At 38.9% G+C, this 21,404-nt stretch carries 23 protein-coding genes; 6 read left to right on the forward strand and 17 right to left on the reverse strand.

The window, feature by feature from the left end; translation table 11 throughout:
- Positions 1–97 precede the first annotated feature (97 nt).
- From AC2VNP_RS06755 to AC2VNP_RS06770, 4 genes are all read right to left on the reverse strand, one after another.
- Positions 98–280, reverse strand: coding sequence for a hypothetical protein (locus AC2VNP_RS06755; RefSeq protein WP_486916605.1), 183 nt, complete (start codon positions 278–280; stop codon positions 98–100).
- A gap of 58 nt (positions 281–338) precedes the next feature.
- Positions 339–1,184, reverse strand: a complete 846-nt coding sequence (locus AC2VNP_RS06760) for a cupin domain-containing protein (RefSeq protein WP_486916606.1) — start codon at positions 1,182–1,184, stop codon at positions 339–341.
- 140 nt (positions 1,185–1,324) lie between these two features.
- Positions 1,325–1,639, reverse strand: coding sequence for a hypothetical protein (locus AC2VNP_RS06765; RefSeq protein ID WP_486916607.1), 315 nt, complete (start codon positions 1,637–1,639; stop codon positions 1,325–1,327).
- A 153-nt stretch (positions 1,640–1,792) separates the two neighbouring features.
- Entirely contained in the window at positions 1,793–2,314 is a 522-nt protein-coding gene (locus AC2VNP_RS06770) for a hypothetical protein (protein ID WP_486916608.1), read from the reverse strand.
- A 177-nt stretch (positions 2,315–2,491) separates the two neighbouring features.
- Between AC2VNP_RS06770 and AC2VNP_RS06775 the strand changes: the two genes are divergently transcribed.
- Positions 2,492–4,366 (forward strand): terpene cyclase/mutase family protein, encoded by a 1,875-nt coding sequence (locus AC2VNP_RS06775; protein WP_486916609.1) that lies wholly within the window; start codon positions 2,492–2,494, stop codon positions 4,364–4,366.
- 626 nt (positions 4,367–4,992) lie between these two features.
- On the opposite strand, the gene AC2VNP_RS06780 is transcribed toward AC2VNP_RS06775, so the two are convergent.
- From AC2VNP_RS06780 to AC2VNP_RS06800, 5 genes are all read right to left on the reverse strand, one after another.
- Positions 4,993–5,496, reverse strand: a complete 504-nt coding sequence (locus AC2VNP_RS06780; RefSeq protein WP_486916610.1) for a hypothetical protein — start codon at positions 5,494–5,496, stop codon at positions 4,993–4,995.
- 230 nt (positions 5,497–5,726) lie between these two features.
- Positions 5,727–6,503 (reverse strand): LamB/YcsF family protein, encoded by a 777-nt coding sequence (locus AC2VNP_RS06785; RefSeq protein WP_486916611.1) that lies wholly within the window; start codon positions 6,501–6,503, stop codon positions 5,727–5,729.
- Positions 6,504–6,527: 24 nt separating this feature from the next.
- The gene (locus AC2VNP_RS06790; RefSeq protein WP_486916612.1) at positions 6,528–7,526 is read right to left on the reverse strand and encodes a 5-oxoprolinase subunit C family protein; all 999 of its coding nucleotides are present in this window, start codon (positions 7,524–7,526) and stop codon (positions 6,528–6,530) included.
- Positions 7,523–8,269, reverse strand: a complete 747-nt coding sequence (pxpB, locus tag AC2VNP_RS06795) for a 5-oxoprolinase subunit PxpB (RefSeq protein ID WP_486916613.1) — start codon at positions 8,267–8,269, stop codon at positions 7,523–7,525. Before pxpB ends, AC2VNP_RS06790 begins: the two co-directional genes overlap by 4 nt.
- A 47-nt stretch (positions 8,270–8,316) precedes the next feature.
- Entirely contained in the window at positions 8,317–8,802 is a 486-nt protein-coding gene (locus AC2VNP_RS06800; protein WP_486916614.1) for a hypothetical protein, read from the reverse strand.
- A gap of 175 nt (positions 8,803–8,977) precedes the next feature.
- Between AC2VNP_RS06800 and AC2VNP_RS06805 the strand changes: the two genes are divergently transcribed.
- From AC2VNP_RS06805 to AC2VNP_RS06815, 3 genes are read left to right on the forward strand one after another with little or no spacing between them, the layout of a single operon-like run.
- Complete coding sequence (locus AC2VNP_RS06805; RefSeq protein ID WP_486916615.1) at positions 8,978–9,535, forward strand: sigma-70 family RNA polymerase sigma factor; 558 nt, start codon at positions 8,978–8,980, stop codon at positions 9,533–9,535.
- On the forward strand, positions 9,528–9,962 hold the full coding sequence (locus tag AC2VNP_RS06810) for a PadR family transcriptional regulator (RefSeq protein ID WP_486916616.1): 435 nt from the start codon (positions 9,528–9,530) through the stop codon (positions 9,960–9,962). Before AC2VNP_RS06805 ends, AC2VNP_RS06810 begins: the two co-directional genes overlap by 8 nt.
- Complete coding sequence (locus AC2VNP_RS06815; protein ID WP_486916617.1) at positions 9,959–11,293, forward strand: FtsW/RodA/SpoVE family cell cycle protein; 1,335 nt, start codon at positions 9,959–9,961, stop codon at positions 11,291–11,293. Before AC2VNP_RS06810 ends, AC2VNP_RS06815 begins: the two co-directional genes overlap by 4 nt.
- Before the next feature lie 132 nt (positions 11,294–11,425).
- Here the strand turns inward: AC2VNP_RS06815 and AC2VNP_RS06820 are convergent, their stop codons facing one another.
- The 6 genes from AC2VNP_RS06820 to AC2VNP_RS06845 all read right to left on the reverse strand — a co-directional run bounded on the left by AC2VNP_RS06820 (position 11,426) and on the right by AC2VNP_RS06845 (position 15,095).
- Positions 11,426–11,629: a hypothetical protein gene (locus AC2VNP_RS06820; RefSeq protein WP_486916618.1), complete on the reverse strand. Its 204-nt coding sequence runs from the start codon at positions 11,627–11,629 to the stop codon at positions 11,426–11,428.
- A 44-nt stretch (positions 11,630–11,673) separates the two neighbouring features.
- Positions 11,674–12,156, reverse strand: coding sequence for a YjdJ family protein (locus AC2VNP_RS06825; protein WP_486916619.1), 483 nt, complete (start codon positions 12,154–12,156; stop codon positions 11,674–11,676).
- 66 nt (positions 12,157–12,222) lie between these two features.
- Complete coding sequence (locus AC2VNP_RS06830) at positions 12,223–12,744, reverse strand: hypothetical protein (RefSeq protein WP_486916620.1); 522 nt, start codon at positions 12,742–12,744, stop codon at positions 12,223–12,225.
- Positions 12,745–12,808: 64 nt separating this feature from the next.
- Entirely contained in the window at positions 12,809–13,375 is a 567-nt protein-coding gene (locus tag AC2VNP_RS06835) for a GNAT family N-acetyltransferase (protein ID WP_486916621.1), read from the reverse strand.
- Between the two features lie 575 nt (positions 13,376–13,950).
- On the reverse strand, positions 13,951–14,253 hold the full coding sequence (locus AC2VNP_RS06840) for a hypothetical protein (protein WP_486916622.1): 303 nt from the start codon (positions 14,251–14,253) through the stop codon (positions 13,951–13,953).
- A 275-nt stretch (positions 14,254–14,528) separates the two neighbouring features.
- Entirely contained in the window at positions 14,529–15,095 is a 567-nt protein-coding gene (locus AC2VNP_RS06845) for a TetR/AcrR family transcriptional regulator (RefSeq protein WP_486916623.1), read from the reverse strand.
- 140 nt (positions 15,096–15,235) lie between these two features.
- Between AC2VNP_RS06845 and AC2VNP_RS06850 the strand changes: the two genes are divergently transcribed.
- Both AC2VNP_RS06850 and AC2VNP_RS06855 read left to right on the forward strand, forming a co-directional pair.
- Complete coding sequence (locus AC2VNP_RS06850; RefSeq protein WP_486916624.1) at positions 15,236–17,293, forward strand: efflux RND transporter permease subunit; 2,058 nt, start codon at positions 15,236–15,238, stop codon at positions 17,291–17,293.
- Between the two features lie 131 nt (positions 17,294–17,424).
- A complete protein-coding gene (locus AC2VNP_RS06855) occupies positions 17,425–19,143 on the forward strand; it encodes a YhgE/Pip domain-containing protein (RefSeq protein ID WP_486916627.1) in 1,719 nt (572 codons plus the stop codon).
- Between the two features lie 185 nt (positions 19,144–19,328).
- Here AC2VNP_RS06855 and cuyA read toward each other — a convergent pair whose 3' ends face one another.
- Entirely contained in the window at positions 19,329–20,324 is a 996-nt protein-coding gene (gene cuyA, locus AC2VNP_RS06860) for a D-cysteate sulfo-lyase (RefSeq protein WP_486916625.1), read from the reverse strand.
- Positions 20,325–20,544: 220 nt separating this feature from the next.
- Positions 20,545–21,024 (reverse strand): hypothetical protein, encoded by a 480-nt coding sequence (locus tag AC2VNP_RS06865; RefSeq protein ID WP_486916626.1) that lies wholly within the window; start codon positions 21,022–21,024, stop codon positions 20,545–20,547.
- Positions 21,025–21,404: the final 380 nt, after the last annotated feature.

The following is a 21,404-nucleotide window of genomic DNA, read 5'->3' on the forward strand; positions in this document are numbered from 1 at the left end:
AAGCGGACTGAGAGGACGCTATTTGTGACAAATCCCTTCATTTCACGGTCGGAACGGACTGAGAGGCCTTTATTTAGCGAACTAGCGATGATTTTCACTAGTTTTTTAGAAAATAAGAGCCTCTCAGTCCGCAAACACCTCTATATTGACCGTTTTTACCGAAATAAGGGCCTCTCAGTCCGCCAAAATCCCACCACTCATGCCAGCGCGTTCCAACCAACGCTTCTATTGCTCCTCTCTTGTACAGTTCATTAAAAAAAGTAAGGAACTGCCAAAGCAACAGTTCCTCACCTAATAAAATGCCGTTCTCTTCCTTAAAATCCGCATTTATGAATTCATCAATGATGATGATGCTCCGCTGCCATGGCTATTTCTTTCGTCTCGTGAACGGTGCCAAATGGATGCTCAGGCGGGGCATAGATCGAATATACTTTTAGTGGTGTATTCCCCGTATTTGTGAGATTGTGCCATTTTCCAGCAGGAACCATGATTGCAAAGTCTGCGAACGCTTCTTTTTGAAAGTCTAAATGGTCTCTGCTGTCACCCATTTGTACAAGTCCTTGCCCTTCTTCGATCCGAATGAATTGGTCAAGATCCGGGTGCACCTCCAAACCGATGTCCTCTCCCACTTCGATACTCATCAACGTGACTTGCAAGTGTTTTCCTGTCCATAACGCCGTACGGAACGTTTCGTTTTCCTTCGTCACTTCTTCAATATCAACGACAAATGGTTGTGAGCCATAATCTTTTAATTGATTTAAAACAACTAGTCGCGATGCATTTTCTTGTTCACTAGTCAGCGCTTGCATAAAGGCATTTCGAATGTGAGGGTACGGTGAAGCCGAACCACTTCGACTATAGTGTTCATACCCTTCAACTTCAGCCTCATAAGCTTTTTGTAACCCTTCACGGTAACTTTGGAAAGGAACGCTTTCGATTTGATACACAGGCTCTCTTCCTGTAAAAGAATAATAGAGATGGGTTAATTGATTTAACTGTCCTTTTTTGCTTTCTAATGAGTGTAAAAGGTCTGTTCTATGTTTTTGATTTGGCGCTGCTTCAGCAAGTCGCATATAAAGATCAATAGCTGCAGCTTCTCTTTTTATTCCAGCAAGTACATCCTCTGCCGCTTGATAATCCGGTCCTTGGCTTCCTCTTTGCATGCCGTTAGAAGATTGATACATGTAACCATTCTGATAATAAGGATATGAATAGGTTTGAGGCATATAATACACGTATGTTCATTCCTTTCAAAATTGATCCAATTCTCAAGTTATCATATGCCCATATTTCAAAAATGTACTTCGGCTCACCTATTTATTTTTCAATTAAAAATAACAGGTAGAAAACAAATTAAAATTAAGATCGACGACGTATCTGGATATAAAAAGAAAAGCATGTAGAAATAAATAAACGCCGAGGTAATTATTATTTCTCGAAACACATGTGTCTCAAACTTCGGATAAAGCAATAAACAACTAGCTATTATAATAACCATGGCGGTATGTAAAAAGTAACCGAAATCCCATTCCCCATACCGTGGAATAGACGTGAACAATCCAATATTCATGAGAACGATAATAATAAAAACCGAGATATAATATCGTTTTTTTATGACTTGATTATATAATTCCTTCATATGTACTCCTATCAATACGAATGCAACTAAACTCGTATACTACCAAATTTCCCTAGTATAAAAGTAACATTTTCCAGAATTAAATATAATCAGTAGATTCCCTGGTATTAGTTTCAATTTGAAGCAATAAAAGTACGAGAAAAAAGTGGAGAACTAATCTTCTAATATCCTTAAATAGTAATCTTCTGTTATGTCATTACCTTCCGTTTCTTCTGTAGTGACATATTGCCATGTCCCGTTTTCATACCGGTGAATTTGCATACGATTGTTCCCATTCTCCCTCTTTACTAAGACAATCGCTTGTTGTTTCTCAACGCTGAAATAAACGAACGGCAACCGATCACCATAGGATTGGTTTCTACCATACCTCCCCCCAATTTCACTCCCTAAATTATTATCTTCAGCTCGGATATACTCGTAACTACTTAAATCCATTTGATGCGTCCGAGCAAATTCATTTTTTAAATTTACCGCAAAAGTATATTGTCTTCTTTCCGCTTCATATATATTCTTTAAGTACGTAAATTCCTCCTCAGCCACTTCAACCGGCTCTTTTGGTGTCCAAAACGGGAAAGAACTATAGGGGTTAAATGAAATCGATACAACGACAAACCCAACAACTAACACTAAAACAGAAGACGCAACAAAATCTAACATCGGTCTTTTCAATGACATTACTCCTCCCGTTCATTTCTTGTTGTAACTATTCTATCAAACTCCATATTTATAAATAATGTAGTTGTCTATTACTCAATAAAATTACAATGTTTTACAAATCACCTAAATAGAGTTCTGTTCTTTTTACGTTTTCTGTTTCATATGGTTATTGTTGATTAGATTTAAGGGGGACTAATGATGAGGCAGCAAGTTCAAGAGGCAACTTCACACCTGATTGAAAAGCTTCGCGGGATGCAATCCAACGACGGGTCTTGGCGCTTTTGCTTTGAAGGCGGTCCATTAACGGATGCGTATATGATTATTCTGTTAAGAACTCTAGAACAAGATGATGAATGGCTGATTCAACAGCTTGTCGCGCGGATTTTATCGATCCAGCAGCCAAATGGGTCTTGGAAACTGTTTCACGATGAAAAGGAAGGCAATCTTTCTGCAACGGTAGAAGCTTATTACGGCTTGTTGTTCTCTCATTATATGGACCCCAACTCTGTTGAAATGCAGCAAGCGAAACAATTTATTATCAAACACGGTGGGCTTACAAAAACGAATAGTTTAACGAAAGCGTTACTCGCTGTAACTGGGCACATTCCTTGGCCCAAGCACCTACAACTACCGATTGAAGGAATTCTGCTTCCACGCAATTCTCCTATACACTTTTATCAATTTGTCGGTTATACAAGAATTCATCTGACACCCGTTCTCATTACTTCAAATCTTAATTTTTCCTATAAAACGAGCACAACCCCTGATTTTTCCGAGCTCATTAATACGCGTTCCCCGATTGATCTCAAATTTAATACAGGTGACGAAAAACTGATATTAAATACTTTATTTGAACAGATCGGACCTCTTTTAATGAAACCAAAGGAAAGTCGACAGTTAGCTTTGAAAAAGGCAGAACGGTTTATGCTCGAGCGGATTGAGCCAGACGGATTACTGTATAATTACTTTGGAGCTACCTTTTTTATGATTTTTGCTTTGCTGAGCCTCGGCTACAAGAAAAATCACTCCATCATCCAAAACGCACTACATGGACTCCGTAACCAACTCTGTTTGACGAATGATTTTTACCACATTGAATATTGTCCATCGACCGTCTGGGATACGGCATTACTTAGCCATGGTTTACAACAGGCCGGTGTACATGAAACGGATCCGATGATACAGAATGCTGTGACCTACCTTTTGTCGCGGCAACATTTATTGTTTTCAGATTGGGCACTAAACAATCCTGATGTACTTCCAGGCGGCTGGGGGTTTTCTGACTTTAATACATTGGAGCCCGATGTTGATGATACGACGGCTTCACTCCGGGCGATGAGAGCGATTATTAGTCAACAGCCTGCACTTCGAAATAGTTGGGACCGTGGGTTAGACTGGGTGTTATCGATGCAAAACAATGACGGGGGCTGGTCCGCTTTTGAAAAAAATTTAGATCATCCACTGATTGCGCAATTACCGTTTAAGGATGCCTATCGAGTTCTCCTAGACCCTTCTACAGCAGATCTAACAGGAAGAACCCTTGAGTTATTAGGGAATGATGCCAATTTACGACTGCCTCATCCAGCGATTGAAAAAGCAACGCAATGGTTAGTGAACAACCAAGAAGAAAACGGCTCGTGGTATGGACGTTGGGGAATTTGCTACATTTACGGGACGTGGGCGGCCATCACGGGTCTTCTAGCGAGTGGAATGGAACCGTCTTCTGCTCCGGTTCGAAAGGGCGTCAACTGGTTGCTTTCCGTGCAAAACGCAGATGGGGGCTGGGGAGAATCTTGCTATAGCGACATTCAAAAACGATATGTCCCTCTTGGAGCTAGCACCCCGTCTCAAACCGCTTGGGCATTAGATGCGCTAATCACAGCACACGATCAACCGACGAAGGAAATCATTAAAGGCATGACCTACTTAATTAAATCGCTTGCTCAAACGGATTGGACCACTGAATATCCGACAGGCGGCGGCATTCCAGAAGTCTTTTACATTCACTATCACAGTTATAAATATATATGGCCCCTGCTTACCATGAGTCATTATTTAAGAAAATACTAGGGGATATAAAGTTTGTGAAAAGGTGTGCCTCTACACAGAGGTGATGAAGGACTATACTTGATCCAAGTGCCACGGTAGTGTCCTTCATTGAGATGATGAAGGACTGTTCATCCTACTACTGCAACGATTGTGTCCTTCATTGAGATGTTGAAGGACAGTACATCCTACTACTGCAACGATTGTGTCCTTCACTAAGGTGATGAAGGACTGGCATCCTACTACTGCAACGATTGTGTCCTTCATTGAGATGTTGAAGGACTGTTCATCCTACTACTGCAACGATTGTGTCCTTCACTAAGGTGATGAAGGACTTTACCTCCTACAACTGCTACGATTGTGTCCTTCATTAAGCTGATGAAGGACTCTACCTCCTACAACTACTGCGGTAGTGTCCTTCATTAAGATGGCGAAAGTTTTTTTGTGTGCAATTCTAATGTGATTTCTGTTGATACTTCTGCTGTTATTTAACCAGTGTGAGAACTACTATTATAAACGGTGAACTTTATGAATGTTGCATTTCGAAAAAAATATTTTAATTACAAACCTTTTAACGAATGAAGAGGTTTACAATGATATAGTTCCATTCCTTTTCCGATTGCTTCATTATTACTAAAAAGCAAAGCTCTTTAAGAATAGGTTGTATGTGCCGTATTGTTTGTTCCGGTAGGGTTCTTTATTTTCTCATACAAATATTGGACCGCATAAATTAAATATGCTTTATAGTGAATGTAGAAAAAGAACTGTAAAGGATTTAACCGGTGGAGACCAACAATTCTTAATTTCTTAAGAAAATCCATAACGACAAAAGCAAAGATTCCATCTACCATCGCATTAAGTAAGATAAATTTTTTAAAGTTTCCGTACGAATATTTGAGTATCCATATCGTAAGTGGCATATACGGACCCACATTAAACGGAAGTTCATCCCTCATAAACCATTTGGGCTTATCATAGAACTTCCACCAATTCCGCTTTCTCCCGTACAAATGATTTAGAATTTCAAAAACTATAACAAACATACCTGCTAATGAATACCTCTTTACGTTACGCTTTCCTATAAAAAGTAACGATAACCACGGGATCAAAATGATGGACACATTAAATAAGAAATGTCTCCTTGATACTGCCATTAAATCACCTCATTTTTGTTTTTATTGTTTATTCATTTTTAAAGTGCCCAATTTCATAAAAAAAACTGCAAACAGCAGTCAGTTACAACCTTAACCTACCTTCTATTTGATTTTAATGAATAAAACCATGCACTCTTATGGTTTGAATAAAGTATCTCCTTTAGTTATAAAAAAAAAGACACTAATACTAAGTGTCTTTCTCTACTTGCCAGATTTGTTCGCTTATGTTTTTAAATTTCATTACGCCCCTTTTTGACAGGCCTAAGCGTTATCCCTTCTGCAATCAGTGTTTCCTGTAGTTTCCGAGCAAACGCAAGTGCATTTGCTCCATCTCCATGCACACAAATGGTATCCGCTTGAATGGGTACCATCGAACCATTAACCGCTCGTACTGTCCCTTCTTTCACCATCGTTAACACTTGTTCAATCGCTCGATCTGTGTCATGAATTAATGCATTTTCTTGTGTGCGCGGGGTTAATGTCCCATCAGGCTGATACGTTCTGTCTGCAAACACTTCATTTGCTACCGTTAACCCAACCTTCATACCCGCTTTTGTTAATTCCCCTCCCGACAATCCGAACAATACAAGGGATGGATCCGTGTCATAAACGGCTTGAGCGATCGCTTCAGCCATTACAACATCTCGAGACGCCATATTAAACAATGCGCCATGAGGCTTTACATGATGTAACGGAACATCATGAAGCTGACAAAATCCTTGCAGCGCACTAATTTGATAAATCACAAAGTTGTAAATATCCTCACGATCAGTTTGAATGTTACGTCTTCCAAACCCGAGTAAATCAGGGAACCCAGGATGAGCTCCGATGCTTACCCCATTTTCTTTTGCTAATTTAACTGTTTTGGCCATCACATTATGATCACCGGCATGATAACCACACGCAATATTGGCTGATGTAATATGCTTTAAAATCAGCTCGTCCTGTCCTACGACAAACGAGCCAAAGCTTTCGCCTAAGTCACAATTCAGATCCACTACTTTCATTTCGATCACCTACACATTTTTTCATTAAAGTTTAAAGGTTACACCCGTACGCAATTCGATTAATTCTTGTTCTCGCTTCAGATAAAGCTGTTCTGCTTCCAGTACGGATACTTCTTTAAAACGAACCTTGTCCCCTGGCTTTAGTTGAGCCATAAGTGAAATATCGACGGACACCACTTGAGCCATTCGTGGGTAGCCACCTGTCGTTTGTCGATCTGCTAATAAAACAATTGGATTTCCGTCAGACGGTACTTGGATCGTTCCTAAAGCAACTGCTTCTGAAATCACCTCAAACGCTTCAGAGAGTTGCAGCGACGGTCCGGAAAGACGATAGCCCATACGATCAGATTGCGGCGTCACGCTGAACGTTTGGTCAAAAAAGGCTTGTCTACTCTCAGAGGTAAACCGTTCATAATGAGTGCCAGGAATTACACGAATCGTAATATCCTTTGGCGCTGGCTGAAGAAATGTTGTCGCCACACTCCAGGAAGTCGTCGAAAATGGACCATCACTTGATGCGGACAATTCCTCAATTAACCGCGTCGATTGCGGCCTGCCCGTGTTAATGGTCAGCTGATCACCAGCTTTTAATGCTCGCCCTTTGTACCCGCCAATCTCAGCACGAAGGTAAGTGCTTCGACTTCCCATGACTTCTTCAATATCGAACCCACCTGAAAAGGCGAGATACGCCCGGCATCCGGATACACATGGCCCAAATTGAAGAACACTTCCTTTTTTTACATATACCGGCTTATATAAAGGAACAGGTTCCTTTTCAATCGTCGGTGACAAGTTTGCGCCAGTAATTGCAATCAGTATGTCTTGTTCAAACTCGATAGTCGGCCCAGTTAACGTGATTTCACATGCCGCTTCTCCTTCGTCATTGCCAACGAGTAAATTGGCTATCCGCAATGCATAGGAGTCCATCGCACCACTCACAATCACACCATATTTTTGAAATCCGACTCTCCCCAAATCCTGTATCGTCGTTAATAAACCCGGCCGAAGAATTTTTATACTCATGCACTCCCCTCCTTATACTCTTCTAGAGTAATCGGTTTAAAACGAATGACATCTCCGGCCTGCAGAAGAGAAGGGATTGTATCATTTGGGCAAAACAATTCAACTGGAGTCCGTCCAATTAATTGCCATCCGCCAGGTGTCGAGATCGGGTACACACCCGTTTGACTTCCCGCTATTCCTACCGAGCCTTTTACAATGGTCGCCCTTGGGCTTGAGCGTCGCGGGGCTGCAATCTTTTCTGACATCCCGCCTAAATACGGGAACCCTGGAGCAAATCCGATCATGTACACAAGATATTCTCCGCTCGAATGAATTTGGATCACTTCATCCGTTGTCAGGTTATTATGCTTAGCCACAAATTCTAAATCAGGACCTAATTCTCCGCCATAACAAACAGGTATCTCAATTTCTCTAGGAGAATACTTCTTTATATCCGTCAGCTTTTCCACCATTTTTTTTAAATAAAAAGAAACGATGTCATAGGCTGACCTAGTGTTTTCTGACGAATAACCACTGGTCTGTTCAGACTGAAAGACTCGAAGCGGATCATAATAGACGGTCACACTTGAAAATGCTGGCACACATTCAATGAACCCTGCAAATGGGCGTTCTTCTAAATGATACGTGAACGTTTTCACTCTTCTATGTAGATCTATATTAATTCTTTTTCCAAATTGAATTGTAATCGCCGTCTCACTTAATGGATAGATGTCAAATGATGCACCTTTTTCTTTCTTAGTCATTCTTTTCACCTCCTCGATATCCGTTCTGAATTTCAGAACATCCTGACTTAATCCTGAACTTGATCTTCCATCTCATCTATTAATTTACTAATATTATTTACATCATAATCAACGATTTTATTATGTAATTTAGAAGGAAACATCGTTTTAATATCATCGATGTAATTACTGCCATCGCCCGGTAAAGTATGCTTTAAAATTTTGAATGACTGTGTATTTTTTTCTGCATGTAAAACCATAGGAACTGACATCCCTGTTCCTTGCTCAAGGTTTTTCCCCTCTTGATAATATTCTTCAATTAAAGCCCATAAGTAGACTTCAGCTGCATTTAAATCTGTCCCCAAAATTTCATAGGCTGTAAACATCTCCCCGCCAAAGTTCGGTTGAAGTACTTCTTGCGTCAAATAATGTTCAATGACCTTTTCTTCATTTTCCGATATCGTCCATTGGCCAGTTGCTTCTGAATGCTGACATCCAACCGCTATTAAAATGACGACAATTAAACTTATCCATACTATTAATTTTTGCTTCACAATTATTCGTCCCCTTCAAAGTTACTTATCAAGTATCACAAGTAAAACTTTACCACAAAAAATAAAACAAGAGACTATTTTTCCCTTTCAAGAAGATCAATAATAAATTTCTTCATTTTTTTCAAACCAAAAGCAAGTCAGCTTCGTCTAAAATGTAGGAAGAGGTGATACCTAGATGAACGAACTAGAACAATTGGCGGTGACAGATGAAAGAATGGATGAGAGAGAGCAAATAATCGATCAATTAATGCATGATTATAGCGACGGGATCCTACATCTCGTCTATACATATGTAAAAAATCGCACAACCGCAGAGGATTTAACACAGGAGATTTTTATCAAGTGTTATGAAAAATTAGGCCAGTTTAATCAACAGGCTTCGATCAAAACATGGGTCTATCGAATTGCCAGCAATCATTGTAAAGACTATTTGAGAAGCTGGCATTATCGCAAAATAACCTTGAACGAGAAACTAATCAACTATCTCCCTTCTCAATCCAAACACGTTGAAGAGGAAGTTATTATGAAAAGTGAAGAAAATAACTTGGCCAGTGCTGTCATGGCTCTCCCGATGAAGTACCGAGAAGTCGTTTTTCTTCATTATTATGAAGAACTGTCAGTAACAGAAATAAGCAAGGTGACGACTGTAAATGTAAATACCATCAAAACGAGATTAAAACGTGCAAAAGAATTACTGAAAGACCAAATGACTAGGAGGCTGAACGATGAGTGATCCATTTCATAACTTGAAACATTCAATGAAAAAATCGGTTTTTAAGGAGTTTACCTTTTCCGATGAGCGAAAAGAGGCTGTAAAGGAAACGATCCGAGAAAAACAATCTCAACCACATCTTCAAGCTTGGAAAGAGGAAACGATACTGGCTGTATTCGAATCCATCCAACATGAAGCCAAACACGGCTACGACATTTCTACTCAACTTTTTCAGAAAGGGGAACTTCGTTTTGACCATAACGAAGGACAGCTTTATACTCTCTTACATCTACTCGAAAACAAAGGTATTTTAAGTTCAAAGTGGATCGATGAAAAGAAACATTACTCTTTAACGAAAAAAGGGAAAAAGTACTTAGTTGCTTCCAAACAAGAACATTCTAAACGACGTTTCTCCCTGAAACACTTACTTGAGGAGGCATCTTTATGAGCTCTTCTAAATTCGAGGAATTTTTAACGAAAGTAACATCTAGAGTAAAATCCAAAGAAGCACACGGGATGATCAAAAAAGAACTCACACATCACCTCGAGGAGCTCAGCCGATCCTACCAAAAAAGCAAAGCTTCTCAAGAAGAGGCGGATGAAAAAGCCGTTCAATCGATGGGAAATCCTTTTACGATTGGAGAGAACTTAAATTACCTCCATCGCCCGAAAATGGATTGGGTCCTGATTTCTTTATTTGTAATTATAGCAGCGATTAGTTTTCTTCCGCTCATTGGCGGAGTTTCTGAATTGGTAGTACCGATCACCTATTTTATACAACGTCAACTCCTCTGGTTCTTGCTTGCTGTTCTTATTATCATTGGTTTTCTTTTCTTTGATTACAGAAAATTAACGAACTGGTGGATCTTCTTTTACAGTAGTGGTTTGTTTCTACTTGTGTATACCCTTCTATTTGGTAATATGCGTAATGGAAGTCAAGGATGGATTTCATTCGGCAGCATTATCATTGATCTGACGCCAATCATTTTACTTTTATTATTCCTTGCGTGGGCTGGAATCTTTAACAAGATTAACGAGTTTACCAGTTGGCCTAGACAAGGGGTACTATTCATATTATTTTGGACGCCCATCTTTTTCTTTATGATGCTTCCACACGTTGTTTTTTGTATCATTTACTTTTTCTGTCTAGTAACGATGTTTGCTTGTTCACAGGTTCATAAAAGTTTAGCCCTGAAATTAGCTGCAATCAATGTGGCAACAGGAGTTATTTTAATCACTACTGTAATCCTTACTTCTCGCGGGGGTTATCTGTTTAATAGACTATTTGCTTTTATTAACCCTGAGGCGGACCCATCTGGAGCAGGATACATTTATATTGTCGTTAGAGATATCCTTTCACAAGCAGGGTGGTTCGGGAACGGGTTTAATGATCCGAAGGTAGGTTTACTTCCTGCTGTTCATACAGATTTTGCTTTTCCTTATCTCGTTTATTCTCTTGGCTGGGCATTCGGAATCGTCCTTTGTATCATCCTGTTGACATTTATTTTGCGAATGGCAAAAAATGCGTTTAAAACAAAAGATCGATACGGAAGAATACTAGTTATGGGTGGTGCTGCCTTATTTGCAGTTCCTGCCTGCTGGAACATCCTCATGGGCTTTGGAATCCTGCCGATCATGGGAATCTCGCTGCCATTTATCAGTTACGGGGGAAGTATGTTGCTATTTTACTCCGCCATTCTAGGGCTCATTTTGAATGTGTATCGTCGAAAAGATATCGTAGAACCAACAATAGTCCATTTACATTCAAATCGTTCGTAATATAAATGTGGTAACAAAAGATGTTGAGTGGTTTTAATATATTGGCTAGGTCCCTCATGAGTGGCGCCTAGCTTTTTTATGTATTTTATACAGCTTTCTATTCCACTAACGCTCCCAGTTAGTGGAATAAATTTAATCAATATTATTTAACTTTTTCACAATCTCTCCCACACCAATTGCGATAGCAGAATTAAGTAACCCAAATAGTGATACTATTCCTACCATGAGATCACTACTAAACATTGAAAATATTACACATAACACACTTAATAAAAGCATAACGAAACCAAATCCAATCAAAAATTTAGCTATAAATTTACTTTCTTCTATTAACAAAATCTCACCCCGCAATCTTTTTTAATACTGCGTTCATTCAAACTTTAACCTTTTATTTTCTCTGTATTACACTTTAAAGACATAAAGTAAATAATTCCAGTTCCTATGATACATAAGATGCCACTTAATATTCCGAAATAGAGGAAGACTTGACCACCTATTGTCGGTGAATTACGAACGGTATAGCTAAGTATAAACAAGGTTCCTCCTAACAAAGATAGAAAATAAACCAATCGTTTTTTATGGCTCTTTAATAGCTGGTAGCTAATAAGGAGTACCAAATACAATCCACTGATTACCATAATAAGAGGAAACGTTGGTTGAAACTTCGCTGCGTATACAAAATGATCAAGTTGCGATATTTGGTAAGCATATTGTATTTCTCCATATAACAATTGAGAAAATGGTGTTGAATATTCCCATTCCCACGGGTTATCTAATATAGCACTTCCTTCATACCAACTGGCAAAAGTAGAAAACAAAAAAGAAGTAATGGCGATTACCAATTGTATAAAAAACAAAACCAATTATTTCACCCTTTCACTATCCTATTTTGTTAAAGCTCCCGTTTGTTGAACAAACATTACACCACTTTATACCTTTGTATATAAATGTTTATCATCTCGCAAATAAGAAAAACCTGTTTCATCAAAATCATTAAAAATTGATAAATAACCTTCCTCAGTAACAAAACCTAAACCATGCAATAATCGGTTGGAAAAAAGGTTGTTATTATTTAAGTCAAAAGCCACTTCGATAACTTCAATTTTTCTTATTGTCTGTCCGATAATGAGATAAATATTTTCAATTGCATTTCTTCGCCATTCGAGATTTAATTCGTCACTACCATACCAATCCAACTTTTCCTCTAAATCAATTTCACCCCATGTAATTGCAATTTCATTGTCCTTAATAAAACAGAATTCTAATTGCTTACCATCAATAACAATAATCACAGGACATTCAGCCCAAAACAACCCATCTGAAGCATTATGTACTGTCCAAACCTCAGCAATATTTAAACCAATTAATGACCTTAGCTTATCCCTATGCTCTTCTAAGAGCTTATTTCTATCCTCATAGAAGGTTGGAGTATAATTTTTAATGCCAAACAACCCAAAACACCTCTATTCTACTTTTTACTAACGCTCCTTTTAGTTTAAGTGTAATTATTCAAATTCATGAATGATTGCATTTTTCAAAGTCTTGCTTTAATAATGAATACATAAGTAGATCATCAAATTTTCCGCAAGTAAATTCATAATTTCTTAAAAGTCCTTCTTTTATAAATCCCTTTTTTTCTACTAACTTTTGTGATGAAATATTAGGGGGTTCAATTAATGCTTGTATCCGTTGTAAATTCAATTGATCAAATCCGTATTTAATTACTGCTTCAATCGCCTCACTTGCAATGCCTTTTCCCCAATATTCTTTATTTAACTCAAAACCAACGTCAGAACGGCAATGCTGTGAAACTATATTTAGAAAACCACAACTGCCAATAACCCTTGATTTCCCTCTTAGGGTAATTCCCCATCTAATTCCAGTTTTTTTTTCAAATATTGATTGATACCAAGAGATTTCATCCAATGCGTCATTAGTTGATTTAAAAGGGTCTAATCCGTAGTGCTTCATTACATCTTTATCAGACAAATACTCTAAGATACTTTCTGCATCATCCTTGGTTACTTGTCTTAAAATTAATCTATTTGTTTCAATTACAGGAAATACATTTATATCTATCATAATTATCCTCCAAATTTCATCAAATTTTATTTAGTCCATACCCATTATGTTTGATAAGTGGTAAAACTAAGTTCAATTAACCTGCCTCGTTAGCACAACAAGCGATAGCCATTGTTTCGCTATCACCACCCGTTATTTGAATAAATTAAATTTCGCCTCTTACAAAAGGGGAAAATACTGAATAAACAGACCAAACGAAAACGATCCAAAATGTAAGAGAAGTGACACGTTCGCTCAGCAATGGACTCTTTTTAGAAAATATATAAGCTCTTATCAATGTATATAGACAAAATAGGATGAAGGATAATCCAAACCAAACGACACCTATATCTCCAATATACGCTATGCCAAAATTTTCATATACCTTACTTAATACATTTTCAGTCATGATAAATCCAACAAATAAGAAAATTATTATTTCTATAAATGTGATTACATACATTTTCCATAATGCCAAACAAATCACTTCTTTCCCTCTTTTGTTTTACCATAAAACTCCAATAACTTAATAAACAAAACTGTCCATTACTTCAACAAGGAAAAAGGCGATAACCGTTATTAAGCTATCGCTCTCGTTAGCTTAATAACCTTGAAATCCCAAAAAATATTAAGAGGATAGCAAGAAAACAAGAAGCTAAGATATACTTTTTATTACCATCTGAGAATGCATATCCAAGGACCAAGAAATAAAATCCAAATAATATATTTATAATTCCTTTAAATAAATCTGATTCAATGAATTCTGGCATAATTAAATACACAAATAAAATTGGAAACAGTACATTAGGTTTTTTTAACGTTGTTACTATAGTTTGCAATACATCCCCCCCTAATTTATTATTAAACAATCCTGCCTTTAGTTTAACATCATTTTCCAATATATAGGCATAAAAAAAGAGTTGCATCTATTACAGCCCGTAATTTTACTATCGCACCCATTAGTGAAATAAGGTGCATTTGATTATCTGGTTAAATTTCATCAACAAACCACTACTTTTTTTACATTAAATATCTAGAATACAGAGCCCAAGAAAATAGAAAAAGAATTGCTTGATTCGTAGCATCAGTTCCTCTCCGATGGTTGTTACAGACACCTTTATTAAGCAGCCTCTTTACTAACAGCCTTTTCCCGGTCCTCGCTTCAGCAATGCTTTTATTGAAATGCCGAAACACCTTTTGTCGCCAGCTTAGTGATCAATTCCGCCATTTCTTTTGGGGACTCCTTCAAACCATTTTTGAGCCAAGTTTGCAGGATATGGATACTGCCGTTTGCGATAAATAGGGTTAAATATTGTTTATTTTCGTCGGGGATGCTACTCCCAGGAAACCATGATTTTAGTAAATGGTTGTGAGCGAGCATAATCACTTTTTTCTGGAATGCCGGATCACCGTGTTCACTGAATAATACCTGGCAGCTTTCCTGGTTTTCTGCGATATATTCAAGCAACTTTTCCGTCATCTGAATCGCTTCATCATCTTTGTTATAGTTGTAAGAAGACAGGGTATTGTTTAAGTCTTCAATGATCTCGTCCTCGATTTGTGAAAGAAGGTCGTACAAATCCTTGTAATTGGAGTAAAAGGTGGACCGGTTAATATCAGCCATTTCGCACACCTCTTTAATCGTGATGCTCGATAAAGGCTTATCATGCATTTTCTTAATAAAGCTTTCCTTTAATACATAGCGCGTATATTTCTTTCGTCGATCCATCTTTAAACCCATCAATTTATCCCCTTTTGTTACATATCCAACAAATCATTGCAATGTGTTGGAAAACTAATATTTTTTAATAAACTGTTTGTTGATAAGACTACACAGTGTCATTATAATTATTTCTTAGTGAAGACTCAAGGAGTGGTTACATGGCTGACATTGCAGCAAAAATTATAAAACACAATAAAGCAATCGTAATTGTTTTTATGGTACTAACAATGGTTAGTGCCGTCGCACAGTTTTTTGTTCATGTGAATTACAACATGAGTGACTATATGCCTGAAAACACCTCCTCCACCATTGCCGTTGAGATCATGGAAGAAGAGTTTGGTGGCGCGATGTCTAATGCCCAGGTCATGGTAACGGATGTTACCGTCCAGGAGGCACTCTATTATAAAGAAAGACTTGAGCAAATAGACGGAGTTACAGATGTGATCTGGCTCGATGATACCGTTGATTTAACGATCCCACTTGAAATGATGGAGCAAGACTTAATAGAAACCTATTATCAGGATCATAATGCTCTTTTCTCTCTCTCCATCCGTGAAGGTGACGAAGTCATTATTACCGATGAGATTTATGAGCTCATTGGCGAGGAAAATGCCCTCGTAGGAGAAGCAGCTGATACAGCCGTTTCTCAGAAAATGGCGTTCACTGAAAGCATGTATGCAGCCATGCTGTTAGTTCCTATCATTATAATCATTCTCGTTCTTTCCACGAATTCCTGGATCGAACCACTGTTTTTCCTTACCGCTATTGGTGTGTCGATCATTATCAACCTTGGGACAAATATATTTATTGGGGAAATTTCCTTTGTCACACAGTCTGTCAGCCCCATTTTACAGCTGGCCGTATCCCTTGATTATGCGATTTTCCTGCTTCATAGTTTTTCAGAACAGCGCAGGAAGACATCCACACCAGAAGAAGCGATGCAGATGGCGATTAAAAAATCAACTCCGGCTATCGCAGCCAGTGCCGCTACAACTTTCTTCGGTTTTATGGCGCTAACATTCATGCAGTTTGAAATCGGCGCGGATTTAGGAATTAACCTAGTCAAAGGTATTGTATTCAGCTTTATCAGCGTGATGGTGTTTCTTCCTGCCTTGACAATTATGTTTTATAAATGGATCGATAAAACTCAGCACAAACCTTTCATCCCTGCTTTCAGGTCCATTGGCAAGAGAGTGCTGAAGGTAAGATATATCAGCTTGATCATAGTTTTCCTCGTGATTGTGCCTGCTTATCTGGCACAGCAGGAAACAGCATTTATATACGGAATTGGCGAACAACCAGAGGATACTCGCCTAGGGAAAGATGAGACAGCTATAAATGCTGTGTTCGGTAAGTCCACACCTGTTGTACTTCTCGTTCCAAGAGGAGATGTGGCCAGAGAGGTTCAGTTGGAACAGGAACTTGAGGAAATTGAATATGTTTCAAGTATCATATCCTACAACCAGTCTGTCAGCCCTGCGATACCACCCGAGTATTTGGAGGAATCGATTAGAGAACAGTTCCATTCTGAAAACTACAGCCGGATCATTATTAATACAAAAACAGAATCGGAAGGTGATATTGCCTTCAACGTGTTTGAAAACATTATGGCTGTAGCAAAAACGTATTACGGTAAAGAGGCATTCGCACTCGGTGAGAGTGCAGCCCTTTACGATATGAAAACAGTCATACAAAAGGATAACTATATCGTGAATATACTCACTGTTGTAGCTGTCGGCCTAGTATTATTATTTACATTCAGATCCCTGGCGTTGCCGGTCATTCTGTTGTTGACTATTCAGTCAGCCGTTTGGATAAATCTTGCTGTTCCCTATTTTACTGACACGCCATTAGTTTTTGTTGGTTACTTGGTTGTCGGTACTGTCCAACTTGCGGCCACTGTTGACTATGCCATCTTATATACGGAGAACTATCTGCACAACAGAAAAGTAATGCCTGCAAGACAAGCGATCATGAAAACGATTGATGACAAGACATTCTCTATTTCCATCTCGGCTGCGATTTTAGCAAGTGTTGGCCTGATTTTATGGATAACTTCTACAAACCCGATCGTTTCATCTATCGGCCTGCTGCTAGGCAGAGGTGCTATTTTGGCCTTTATTATGGTTTTATTCTTCCTGCCGGCGGTACTGCTTGTCTTTGACAAGATCGTCTCTAAAACTACATTGAAAGCAAATTTTTATAAGGAGGATTAATAGATATGAAAAAGATAATAACTATCGTTTTAACAACAACCCTCCTCTCCTTCCCGGTTATATCCGGGCTAGCGAATGAAAACCAGGATCATAATTCCTCCTCTCTTGAAGGGACAAAGAATTTGGCACCTGTGAGCACAGCGGCAGCAGGTGAAGCCTCTTCAAAGGAAGAGGTGGTCTATGGAACCTTAAATTCTGACGGAACTCTGAATGAAATATATGTAGTCAATATGCTAGAAGTTACTGAGCCTGGTGTAATTTTCGACCACGGAAATTACACCTCGGTAAAAAATTTAACCAACTTGTCCGAGATCAAGAATATGGACGGTACTGTTCAATTGGATGCTCCCTCAGGTCTCTTCTACTACCAAGGAAATATGGAAGAAGCTGAACTACCTTGGGATTTTGATATTTCTTACCGTCTCGATGGAAAGGAAGTTTCTTCCGATGAGCTTGTAGGAGAAACAGGACGTCTAGAACTTGTCATTAACACAGAAAAAAATGAAAAAGGCAATTCGATTTTCTATGAAAATTATACGTTGCAAATTTCTTATACGCTCGATACGAAAAATATTAACATTATAGATGCAACCGATGCCAACATTGCTAAAGCCGGGAAAAAGCGCCAGATCACCTATACAGTGATGCCGGACAGCGACGCCTCCTTCCGACTTACAGCTGATGTGACAGATTTTGAAATGGAAGGCATCAATATTAATGCGATTCCTTTATCGATGGTTATCGATGGTCTTGATGTAGACGAAATGACTGGTGAAATGCGAACATTAAGTGATGCCATTGCAGAAATAAATAAGGGAGTTTCTGAATTAAATAATGGTGTTGCTGAGCTCAATAATGGAGTCCAAAAGCTACGTAACGGCTCAGGAGAGTACAATAAAGGGATGAGGGAAATAAGCAGATCTTCCTCTGAAGTCATTGAAGCTTCCGCATTAATTGAAGGTGCTCTCGCACAAGTGCACAGAGAGTTGAGCGGCTCGCCAGATGTCGATTTAAGCGACCTTGCAGAACTCCCAGCAGGCTTGTCACAAATGGCAAAAGGCCTTTCTGAAGCAGGCGACGGACTGCTCCAGCTCCACGGCGGGTTCTCAGAAGCATTCAATGCGCTAGATGAAGCTATAAACAAAATTCCAGCCGCTACCCTTTCTGAGGAAGAGATCCAGCAGCTATATGCGAGTGGAGCTGATCCTGAAACTGTTGGCCACCTGATTGAAGTATATACGGCAGCCCAAACGGCAAAGGGAACTTACAATGCAGTAAAACAAGCATTTAGTACAACTGAAGAAGTACTGAAAGACGTTGGTGGTGCACTTCACGAAATGAGCGGTCACCTATCGGTAATTGCCAATGAGGTTAGCGCCGGTATGGCAAATATGGAAGGACTGGACGGACTGAAAAAATTAGAAGAAGGCCTCGCACAGCTTTCAGCGAACTATGGTGAGTTCCATTCTGGTCTCGTTTCGTATACGAACGGGGTTGGCAAGCTGGCAGATGCTTATGCTGAAATTAATTCAGGAATTGGTGAGCTGGCAGACGGTACCGCTGAGCTGGAATCTGGCGTCAATGAGCTGGCAGATGGCACAAGTGAATTAGCTGACGCGACTAGCGACTTACCTGATCAGCTTCAGGAGGAAGTGGATGCGATGCTTGCAGAATTCGACAAATCCGATTTCGATCCTGTATCGTTTGTGTCACCGGATAATCGTAACGTTGAATATGTACAATTTATTCTAAAAACAGAAGCGATCGAAATAGCAGATGATCAAACAGCCGCTGTTGAGGAGGAAGAGGAACCTAGCTTCTGGCAGCGATTAAAAAAATTATTCTCTTAAACCTTGAAGTAACTTAGTCTAATAATTCTTATGATAATTCTATTCAACCAGGCAGGTTTTGTTATTTCTGCCTGGTTTTATTTTGCATTTAATTAAAATTAATGAACTCCCAGTTTCGGTAAACTTTTATCCATGAATACTACTCCTACAAAGATCTAAGAATTCACTTCATATCTTGAACTTTTTTACTGAAAAATCGGCGAATACGCATAGACCGCTGGTGTTCCTCCCGAGTGTAAAAACAAAATGTTATCGCTTGGCTTAAAATATCCTTGCTTAATCAAGCTAATCAAGCCGTCCATTGCTTTTCCTGTATAAACCGGGTCGAGAATGATCGCTTCAGTTCGTGCTAAGAGTTTTACCGCTTTTAACATACCTTCTGTTGGAGCCGCATAGGCCGGACCGACGTAATCATCAAAACACGTGATTTTTTCTTTTGGGATCACATCCTTTATCCCGATGTGAACAGCTGTTTCGTTTGTCAGTTGATGCACTTTGTCTTCCTGTTCGTTTTTACCGCGACTGACATTCATCCCGATTACTTTGGTGCTACTGCCTAAACCGAAAAAGCCAGCGACAAGTCCGGCATGCATCCCACCACTTCCACTCGCGCAAATAACATAATCAAAAGAAACGCCAAGTTCTACCGATTGCTGTTGGATTTCTTCGGCACACGAGACGTAGCCCGACACTCCTGTCACATTAGATCCACCCACTGGAATGACATAAGGGGAACCACCACTCTCACTGACTTCAGCAGCGACTTGGTCCATTACTTTATATACATCGGTTCCATTCGGGACAATCTGAATCGTTTCCGTGCCGAGTAATTGATAAAGAAGGTAGTTACCGTTTGTCTTTAAATCAAATTGGTCTTCTTTATTCTCTTCTAAAACAAGGATGCACTTCATATTTTCTTTGACACATGCGGCTAATGTGAGGCGACAATGGTTCGACTGGATGCCGCCTGCTGTAATAATTGTATCGGCGCCTTTCGCTTGAGCATCCGCAATTAAAAATTCTAATTTTCTCGTCTTGTTGCCTCCTTCCGTCAGTCCAAGTAAATCATCTCGTTTTATGTATACGTTTGGACCGTTAAGTTCTGCTGTAAAACGACTCGCTTTTTCAATCGGAGTTTGGTTAGGTGTATAACGATTTCGTGGAAAATTAGAGATGTTCATTGTTTCTCTCCTTTGTATTCAATAATTAGTTACGTTTAGTTTACATGAGTTTATTTGTTTGGTGGGAGTTTTTTGGCTATTTTTTGGTGGAGCGGAATTGTGTAAGTTTTACTGTTGTTGAAATTCAACTCATAACTTGACAATGATTTCTTAAATCAAACTTAGTAAAAAAAGCCCCACATTAAAAAGCAGGGCTAATGACTGGTATATACATATACGATTAAAATTGCACCCCGATCCAAAGTTTTTCGTCGCGAACTTCAAAAAGTTTAAGATTTCCGAAACGAAAGGATTTGGCTTGCTCTATGTGATTTAAGTTAAGGTTGATAATTCCTTTATGAAAGCGGATGAGTGGTGGTTTATTGAGGAGTTTCGTTGTAATCCAATGTTGGTTTACCGGTTTGAGATCCGTGACTTGAAATGATAAGTGGCGATTGTTAGCTTCTAAAGGTCTCAGGACAATCTGAAAGTGAATGGGTATTTTCAGTTTCTTCGCGGTCCCGTTGATAACCATTTTGTCTTCAATGAGACGTATAGTAAGGTCTGTAATGCCTTTCACTTTTTTCTTGTTCACAATCCAATCTAACGTGCTTTCCGTCACCTGAACCGTAATGTACTTTTCGTCAAATTCGTTCGGTGTATTGGGTTTCTTAATACGAATTTTTTGATGAGACTGTGAGTTTCCCTTCTTGTCGTCCATAAACTTCTCCAATGAAAAATTCCCTCCCTCCTCTCGATATGTAAGAATATTTTTATTGGGAAAGTATTTAATCATTTAGAGCAATGTTCATTTTATGTTCCCTTGTTCTTATAGGACAGCTGTTTTTACTAAATTGACTTGTCCTCGCCCATTTTATTTCTAGTCACTAACCTTTATTCAACTCAAACTTGTATTATGACAGGAAGAAGAAAGATGACTTTATAACCATTTCCTTCTATTACTCGTCATACCAGGTTCATATCTTCTCTTTTTGGCCCTCTTCTTCCTATTGCTGGTAACATCAGGTTCGCATCTTCTCTTTTTGGCCCGCTTCTTCCTGTTACTGGTAATATCAGGTTTGCATCTTCTCTTTTTGGCCC

This window comes from Alkalihalobacterium sp. TH-98 (genome assembly GCF_057473385.1).